General features: G+C 52.4%; 5 protein-coding genes. All 5 read left to right on the plus strand.

The window, feature by feature from the left end:
• Nucleotides 1–84: 84 nt before the first annotated feature.
• From HMPREF3227_RS05475 to HMPREF3227_RS05490, 5 genes are read left to right on the plus strand one after another with little or no spacing between them, the layout of a single operon-like run.
• The gene (locus tag HMPREF3227_RS05475; protein ID WP_066510962.1) at nucleotides 85–720 is read left to right on the plus strand and encodes an MptD family putative ECF transporter S component; all 636 of its coding nucleotides are present in this window, start codon (nucleotides 85–87) and stop codon (nucleotides 718–720) included.
• Entirely contained in the window at nucleotides 717–1,442 is a 726-nt protein-coding gene (locus HMPREF3227_RS12840; RefSeq protein WP_077210048.1) for an energy-coupling factor transporter transmembrane component T family protein, read from the plus strand. Before HMPREF3227_RS05475 ends, HMPREF3227_RS12840 begins: the two co-directional genes overlap by 4 nt.
• Nucleotides 1,439–2,908 carry an ABC transporter ATP-binding protein gene (locus HMPREF3227_RS05480; RefSeq protein ID WP_012714930.1) on the plus strand — a complete coding sequence of 490 codons (1,470 nt, stop codon included), beginning with the start codon at nucleotides 1,439–1,441 and terminating at the stop codon, nucleotides 2,906–2,908. Before HMPREF3227_RS12840 ends, HMPREF3227_RS05480 begins: the two co-directional genes overlap by 4 nt.
• Nucleotides 2,909–2,915: 7 nt before the next feature.
• The gene (locus tag HMPREF3227_RS05485; RefSeq protein ID WP_066510964.1) at nucleotides 2,916–4,664 is read left to right on the plus strand and encodes an ABC transporter ATP-binding protein; all 1,749 of its coding nucleotides are present in this window, start codon (nucleotides 2,916–2,918) and stop codon (nucleotides 4,662–4,664) included.
• Entirely contained in the window at nucleotides 4,657–6,429 is a 1,773-nt protein-coding gene (locus HMPREF3227_RS05490; protein WP_066510967.1) for an ABC transporter ATP-binding protein, read from the plus strand. The genes HMPREF3227_RS05485 and HMPREF3227_RS05490 overlap by 8 nt, the downstream gene beginning before the upstream one ends.
• The last annotated feature ends 244 nt before the right edge of the window (nucleotides 6,430–6,673 follow it).

Here is a 6,673-nt window from a genome sequence, read left to right on the forward strand (position 1 = left end):
TCAAAACTAGAAATAGTTTATATACAGCACTATCTGTATTAGGTAAGGCTTGCCTTTCCATCTGTTCATGAATCGAGGTTTACTATGACCCAACAGTCCTCTACGCCCGCACGGAGTACAAGCTCATCCAGTGGGGCGACGGCACGTTTAAACACCAGAGATCTCATCAATGCTGGTATCTTTGCTGCACTTTACTTTGTAATCACCTTTGTAAGCGGAATGATTGGATTCGCAGGACCACAATTCATGTTTATTGGATGGTTCATCGCGGCAATCGCAAACGGAATCGTGCTAGCGCTTTATGCCGCCCGCACGCCCAAAATGGGTGCTTTCACCCTCGTCGGTGGTATTAACGGACTAGCATTCATGCTCACCGGACACTACTTCTGGACCCTGCTGGGAAGCATAATTCTAGGGTTTATCGCGGATTTGATTATTACAAAAAGCCACCTCAGTATTGCCAAATCCTTCCCTATTGCCTACAGCGTCTTCTGTGTCTGGATTTCTATGCCTTTTATCCCGCTAATTCTGGATACGGACTCCTACTACGTCGATATCGCAGACCAAATGGGTCAAGAATATGCCGATGCTATGTCGGATATCTTCCAGCCATGGACCATTGGAGTACTGACCATTTGTGCGCTCATCATCGGCTTTATCGGAGGAAAGGTCGGAGTTCGCGTCAGCCGCAAACACTTTGAAAGCGCTGGTCTCCTGTGAGCCTGCAAAAACAGGGCGTGCTTCGTCGATCTTCGATCGATCCACGGACCGTGCTGCTTTCTGTTCTAGTAATCAATGCGGTAGCTCTCAGCCACGGCCACCTACCGACACTGCTGATTTCTATCGCCTTCAGCTCCATCGCACTAGCTACAGTAAAGCCACACTATGGTCTTATATGTCTGTTCGCTTTTGCATTATCCTATCTAGGGTATTGGGGCCTATTACAGCTTCCTGGCTCCACATTTTTCGCTTTTTCAGCGGCAATTTTTTCGTGGCTAAGCCGTTTTGTCATCAGCATGTCCATCGGCGCATTCGGCTTGCTCACTCTCGCACCATCCACGTTGACCTCAGCACTGCGGGACCTGCGTTTACCAGGCTGGGTCACCATTCCACCGGCGGTATTCCTGCGCGTTTTGCCGATCATCGTGGCAGAAGCCAAAGCCATCCGCGATGCCATGGTCCTTCGGGGTCTCCAGCCTGGAGTAAAAAGCTGGATCACACAGCCCACACAATCGTCCGCGATGTTGATCATCCCCTTATTAGGTGCCGTCGTCCGCGCTGGTGATGAGCTCGCTGCCTCTGCTCTTGTCCGGGGATTGGGAGGACCCGCACGCCCAACCACCACCGCCGATCTTTCCTTCAAGCTTGTCGATGCAACTGCACTAGCTGGGTTGGGCCTCGTTGTTGCCTCTGTCTGGCTTCCCACGGAGGTCCACTTATGAACGAACGCAGTATCGCAACCAGCGTAGACGCCCACAACGTTTCTTTTACATATCCATTGGGAGCTCGGCCAGGCATTCAAGGTGTATCTGATGTGTCTTTTTCTGTCTCTCCAGGACAGTGTCTACTGATTACCGGTGATTCCGGATCGGGAAAGTCCACGGTACTCAAGTTGATCAACGGACTCATCCCCCATTTCAATCCAGGAGAGCTACTAGGCACCATCACTATTATAAAGGATGACCAGGCTTTTACCCCTGCGGAAGAACCGCTGTCCCGAGCCATCGAGTTCAGCGCCTCAGTATTCCAGAATCCAAGGACACAATTTTTCACTGAAAGCGTCAATGCAGAATTGGCCTTCGGGCTAGAAAACCTTGGTGTAGATCCCAAAGAAATTGAGTCGAGGATTCAATCAGCGGTCGAGCTACTAGGCATTAACGATCTTCGGGGCCGGCGATTCAAAGAACTATCCGGTGGGCAGTTACAAACCGTGGCATGCGCATGCGCGCTTGTGTCCCCGGGCAGTCTCGTGCTTCTCGATGAACCCACGTCCAATCTCTCCATGGAAAGCATCGATATTCTTGCACGCGTGCTACACCGCTTGAAGGAATTAGGCACAACGATCATTATCGCTGATCACCGTCTCTTTTTCTTAAAAGATATCGCTGACCAAGTTATTTACTTGACTCAGGGAAAAATAACGCGGAGTTTCCGCGCTCAGGAGTTTTATGCCTTAGACGAACCCGAACGCAAACAATTGGGGCTACGCAGCTTACACCATGTTCCCCTGCCCGCGAGCGTGCCGGTACCACCCACGCTCGAAAACGCCGATCCCCAGCGGAGCGGACTCGAGCTAAGCAACATCTGTTTTTCTTATGGCGCACATGAGGTATTAAACATTGACCACGCATTTTTCCCCAGCGGCGAAGTCACCGCCTTAATCGGGCCCAACGGCGCTGGAAAAACCACCCTCGCCAGGATCATTTGTGGTCTTGCTTCTCCCAAACGCGGCGGTAGTCTCCGTTTGAACAGCAAACGAGTAGGAGCGGCTGCCCGCAGACGTGCCGCGTACATGGTGATGCAAGATGTTGGCCGCCAATTATTCGCAGCCACCACCGAAGAAGAAGTCACGCTCGGACTGGCAAAGAAGAAGCGGGACCACATCGATGTCAATGAGATTCTCCATCGCCTCGATCTGGCAGGAATGGCCCAACGGCATCCGCAGTCTCTGTCCGGTGGGCAACGGCAACGCTTAGCCATAGCTTCAGCCCAAGCCGAGCAAGCAGCGATCTACATCTTCGATGAACCTACCTCTGGCGTGGGCTGGCGCCAACTGCAATCCATCTCTGCGCTACTTCGATCTCTTGCAGCAAGCGGAGCAGTGGTCATCGTCATCACCCATGACCACGAATTCATCCAAGAATCAGTCACCAGAATCATCGATATGACTGACATCAACAAGAATTGAGAAAGAAATGTCTGAACTAAAACAAAGTTCCACAGAATCAAGCGGAACCCACGCACCAGAATCACACGGTGCGTCACCGGAAGAAGAGGCTCACGCAAAGCTAAAAGCCGGCCAGGTCGCTCTAAAAAAACTACTGGCCCCAGTGCAAACAACCATCTACTTCGCACAGTTTCTCGCGCTTATATCCTCGGTACTCGCCGTAGCACCCTACGTCGCGTTGGTGGCACTGGGAAATGCTCTAATCGACGGCAAAACTGATGACGTCGCGTCCATTGTGAAATGGCTACTTGCTGCATTTTTGGGCCAGCTATTCTTCTATTTCCTTGCCCTTGCAATCACCCACTTCGCTGATGCAAAGCTGGTGGGGATTAACCGGCGCCGAATTATTACCGCTATTGCGAAAGCACCACTCTCGTGGTTTAGCCAGACTAATTCCGGCAAAGTCCGCAAAGCCGTCGAGGACGATACGTTAACTCTGCACACCCTGACAGCCCATGCTCCTGTAGAGAAGGTCGCCGCGATCTTTACGCCCCTCGCGCTTCTGGTTTATGCCTTTATCTTGGATTGGCGCCTTGGTCTACTTTCTATTGCCACTGTGCCCATTTTCCTAGCAATCCAAGCATATTCAATGAAAGATATGGGCACAAAAACTGCGGAAATGGATAATTATCTGGGTGAGGTCTCTGCGACTGCGGTGGAGTTCTCCGAAGGTATTTCCGTCGTCAAGGCTTTCGGCACCGTTGGCAAAGCCCACGCTCGATATCGCGAAGCTGCCCAAAAATTCGCGGAATTCTATTACGAGTGGGTACGTCCGCTTCTGCGTGTTTCCGCAATCTCAGAGTCTGTGGTGGCGGTTCCTGTCCTCATCCTTATCAATCTAGGAGTCGGTTCCCTGCTGATAGCTGGTGGCTATGTCACGGTCGCTGAAGTCATCGCAACAACGTTAATTGCGCTGGTGCTCCCAGGCACGATTCAAACCGTCGGCCAAATGATGTGGTCTTACCAGCTCGCTGGCAATGCGGCGTTGCGCCTTGATGAAGTCATGACAATTTCCCATGTGAAAGAAGGCCAAAAGAGCCTCGATGCCAGTAGTCAAGACATGGAGGTGGAGTTCCATAAGGTCAGCTTTAGCTACGCCCCAGACACACCAGTCCTCCAAGACTTTTCTGCGCAACTAAATGCAGGCACTGTCACGGCATTGATTGGCCCCTCCGGGTCTGGCAAATCCACAGCAGCAACGATGCTGGCGCGTTTCCAGGATCCAGATTCGGGCACAATCACTATCAACAACGTGGATATCCGTGATCTCACTTTCGACAGTTTGTACCGCACTGTGGCTTTCGTCTTACAAGATCCTCACTTACTGCGTATGAGTATTCGGGAAAACATTCGCCTTGCACGCCCAGAAGCCCGCGATGAAGAGATCTGGCAAGCCGCAGAGGCTGCGCACATAGCTGCTGATATTCACGCTTTACCGGCTGGGCTCGACACCGTTGTTGGTGAGGACACCTCTTTATCCGGTGGACAACAGCAACGCATTTCTATTGCCCGGGCAATCATTACCAATGCCCCAATCTTGATCCTGGATGAAGCTACTGCGGCAACTGATCCTGACTGCGAAGCAGAAATTCAAGCAGCTCTAGCCACACTCGTCAGAGGCAAGACCGTCTTAGTCATCGCCCACAAGCCGGAGTCCATCCAAGGAGCAGACCAAATAATCTGCCTCAAGCCTATGAAGGATAATTCTCATGTCTAATGCCACTACGCCTGTTAGTTCGCGTCTTCGTGATCCGCTACTCACTCGCAGTGTCAAAAAGCTGCAAAGTCCTGTAGGCCATAAGCTCAATAAAAGGTATGCTTGTCTATCGCTTATCGTTGGCGTGCTTGATGGCCTCGCCGTTCTCACGCTCGTGCCACTTACAAAGGCACTCGATGGGGATACGACGATCGCACCATGGATGTGGACGCTTTTGGCAATTGCGCTCGTAGCTTTTGCGCTACGATTTTTCGCAACCATGGCCTCTTACCACACGGCCTTGGATTTCATCCGAGCCGCGCACACGACTGTGGGCGATAAATTAGCAACGCTACCGCTCGGCTGGTTCGTACCGGCTAATACCGGCGGCCTATCTCGCCTCGTTTCAGATCGCTTTATGGTGGCGGCCGAGACCATTGCGCATATTCAAGGAACGATATACCGCGATAGCGCGGCACTTGTCACCTTGTTAGTAGGAGCGTGTTTCTGGAACCCGAAGCTGGGCTTGGTCCTTCTTATCATCGCACCATTGGCGCTCGTGGTGATGCAGTTGGCTGCATGGATTCGTGAGAAAGCATCGAACCGCGCACTGGGGCCGAGTAAAGAGCTCTCCCAGCGCATCGTAGAATTTGCTAACCGTCAACCAGCCCTGCGCGCGGCAGGACAATCACAAGTTTTTGCGCCACTAGAGCAAGCGCTAGAAATCGACCATAAAGCACGAATACGCGAGCTATGGGTATCCACATTAGCTTTGCTACTCAACGGCATAGTAGTGCAGATCTTCATTGTGGCTCTCATTATGGTCTCCGCGGATCTTGCCGTTGAAGGCGCCCTATCGCCACTAGAAACAATTGCGATCATCGGAATCAGCTTGAGGTTTACCCGCACGCTTGAACAGCTGGGTTCTTCTTTCGTCGGTTTAGATGCCGGCCGTATCGCGCTCACAGAAACTGAGCTCATCACCGATGCCCCTTCCCTGCCAGAACCCACTACTCCGCGCCTAGGCGATGGTTCGGGAAATGTCGAGCTGCTTAATGTCACGTTTGGATACGGCGATAAACCAGTATTGGTAGATGTCACTTTCCATGCTCGACCAGGCACCGTTACCGCCATTGTCGGTCCTTCTGGCTCCGGAAAGACCACAATTGCGCGCCTTATTTCGCGATTCTGGGATGTAGATTCCGGGGCGGTGATGGTTGACGGCGTAGATATCCGCGAGCTTGGAACCGAACAGTTAATGTCCAGACTGTCCATGGTCTTTCAGGACGTTTACCTCTTCGACGACTCGTTAATCGCTAATATCCGCGTTGGTCGTCCCGACGCCTCCGATGAGGAAGTCTTCCGCGCAGCTGATCTTTCAGGCGTGACTTCTATTGCCAACCGCCTAGGGTGGCATACTCCTGTTGGTGAAGGCGGGCGGCTTCTATCCGGTGGTGAACGCCAGCGCGTATCTGTAGCTCGCGCGCTTCTCAAACAAGCGCCGATTGTACTCTTTGATGAGGCTACCTCCGCGCTCGATGCAGAAAATGAGGCAAACATTCTTGCTGCGATGGACGAGCTACGGGAGCAATCTACTTTTATTGTCATCGCCCATAAGCTGGATACAATCAAATCTGCTGATCAAATCGTAGTCTTGGATGAACACGGGCAAGTCAGCCAGCTAGGCACGCATTCTGAGCTTTCCGATGTCCCCGGTATCTACCGTCACTTCTGGCAGCAACGCAAAGCAGCAAGCGGGTGGAAAATCAGTTCGGGACGCGATTAACGCGGGCACCGAGATCGGCATTGTTTGCGGGGGACACCCTTCTCTCCCCCTCTCTCCCCATTACGTTGTTAGCAGTTCCACCCCAGGGCACCGAAGATTCATAGTCCGTCCACCCGAGTGGGCGGGCTATGTTTATGTCCGTTCCCGCCGTCCGAAAGGACAGTGGAACTAGTCGCTGGCTTCGGTATGGCTTATTCCTGTCTTCCTGTCTGAAGCGTCCTGGGTTTAGTTCCTACCTCAGCTA

The sequence above is a fragment of the Corynebacterium sp. CMW7794 genome (assembly GCF_001563605.1).
Lineage (GTDB): Bacteria > Actinomycetota > Actinomycetes > Mycobacteriales > Mycobacteriaceae > Corynebacterium > Corynebacterium phoceense.